Consider the following 1,905-nt stretch of genomic DNA (forward strand, 5'->3'; position numbering starts at 1 on the left):
TGGATTTGGTTATCAACTTGGAGGTGGCGAGGCCTGAAGTATGCAACCCGGTTACTGCTGAATTATTTATTTTTCTCCGTGCTGTCCTTTGGCATCATCATTTTTGCGGTGAATAAAGCCATCGATTACTACAGCTTCATTACCATTGAAAAACAGATGATGGAGAAGGCGGATCTGTCCGAGTTGTCCTTCCGTGAGGTGTTGGCACAGCATAGATCATCGACAGGAGAGCCGCAGACAAAAGAAATCGTCAGACTTGCTCTGGAGAAGCTGAAAGCTTCAGGCAAGGAAGTACGTATCTATGATAGCTCCAAGCAGTTGCTGGGCTTGGCTGTGGATGGCATCATCATTCATGATGGCAAACCTCTTATTTTTGAAAAGAATATTGAGAAAGCCCTGAGCGGCAGTTACGCCTACACCGTAACGAAAAATCATCTGCTTTATTTTGCCACCCCCATTCAGGATCAATACTACCAAAACGCTTATGTGTATGAGTTCGTGGAGGACATTTCCTACTTTTATGCGATTATGGATCAAATCCGTTATATCCTGTTTGCGGGTGCAGGCGGATTTATTGTACTGATTACGTTATCCAGTCTGTGGATTGCCCGCAACACAACCAAGCCGATTAAGCTGCTGCTTGGCGCTGCGCAAAGTTTCGCTAGACAGGAGTTTCGGAGAGTTCATCTAAATCGGAAGGATGAGCTGGGCATGCTGGCAGATGGGCTGGATTCCATGGGGCGGCAGCTTCATGATTACATTCAGTACCAGAAACAATTTGTCTCCAACGTATCTCACGAGTTAAAAACACCATTGGCAGCAATTCGTGGTTTCTCTCAATACTTGGTTGAAGGGGAGAACGAGAACAAGGAGCTGCAAAAAATCTATGCTCATCTGCTTCAGGAATCGGATCGGCTGACGCGCTTGATTAATGAACTGTTGTTGCTATCCCGATTCGACAAGGCTGGTTCTAACGAACTGGAAGCTCGGAAGACGGAAATGAACGAACTGATTCAGCAAGTCGCAATGAGTATGAGTGCCAAGGCCAAAGATAAAGGAATCGAGATTATGTTCAGGGAGGCGGAAGCGGAACCGGAGGATAAGCTTCTGACGAGAGTCCACGCCAACGTGAATCCAATGCTGATGTCCCATGCGATCGCCAACCTTGTGGACAATGCCATCAAATATTCAGGCAGTCCATCGCTAATCGAATTAAAGTTGGAACATACGCCAAGCGAGGTAGTTATACGGATACGTGATCAAGGTATCGGTATCGCGGGCGATGAGCTGGAGAGAGTGCAGGAACGCTTTTACCGGGCGAAAAATGCAAGCACAGCGAACGGTTCAGGTCTTGGACTTGCGATTTGCAAAGAGATTGTAGAACGGTTTAATGGATATATCGACATGGAAAGTCAGATCGGGGAAGGAACGACCGTTACGATTGTGTTACCCCGTGCGTAAAAACGCGCGTAAATAGTTACGTTACAAGATTGATACAATTCTGTTATGAGACTAACAAATGCTTTTTTTACAATCACTTCATAAGAAGAAATCACACATTTATGGAGGGATCATGATGAAATTGATAAATAAAGCTGCAGCTGGTATCCTGCTGAGTATTTTACTAACGATGGCACTGACGGGCTGTCAGTCCAATGGCGCCAAGTCGCCAGAAGCGGCGCAGAACTCGGCTGAAAAAAACCGTCGAACGAACAGGCCGAAGGCGAAGGAGCATCAAATTCTACGGCGCCTGCTTCAGAAAATTCGGAAGGACAGAGTGCTGAAGCTATAAGGAGTTCGATGGAGAAGGAGGCAATGTGGTGTTGAAGGAGCTTGCTTTTGCTATAATGAGCACACCATTGCGATTTCGGATATAGCGAATGAAGACCAGATGGAACAGATGCT

At 46.2% G+C, this 1,905-nt stretch carries 2 protein-coding genes; one reads left to right on the forward strand and one right to left on the reverse strand.

Annotated elements, in window-relative coordinates; genetic code table 11:
- The first annotated feature begins 159 nt into the window (after positions 1-159).
- Positions 160-1,461 (forward strand): sensor histidine kinase, encoded by a 1,302-nt coding sequence (locus CPT76_RS10095; protein WP_258168261.1) that lies wholly within the window; start codon positions 160-162, stop codon positions 1,459-1,461.
- Positions 1,462-1,571: 110 nt separating this feature from the next.
- On the opposite strand, the gene CPT76_RS39345 is transcribed toward CPT76_RS10095, so the two are convergent.
- Positions 1,572-1,905: hypothetical protein (locus CPT76_RS39345; protein ID WP_258168262.1), on the reverse strand; the 334-nt coding region annotated here is incomplete at its 5' end.

The organism is Paenibacillus sp. AR247 (assembly GCF_002968895.1).
GTDB classification, from domain to species: domain Bacteria; phylum Bacillota; class Bacilli; order Paenibacillales; family Paenibacillaceae; genus Paenibacillus_AQ; species Paenibacillus_AQ favisporus.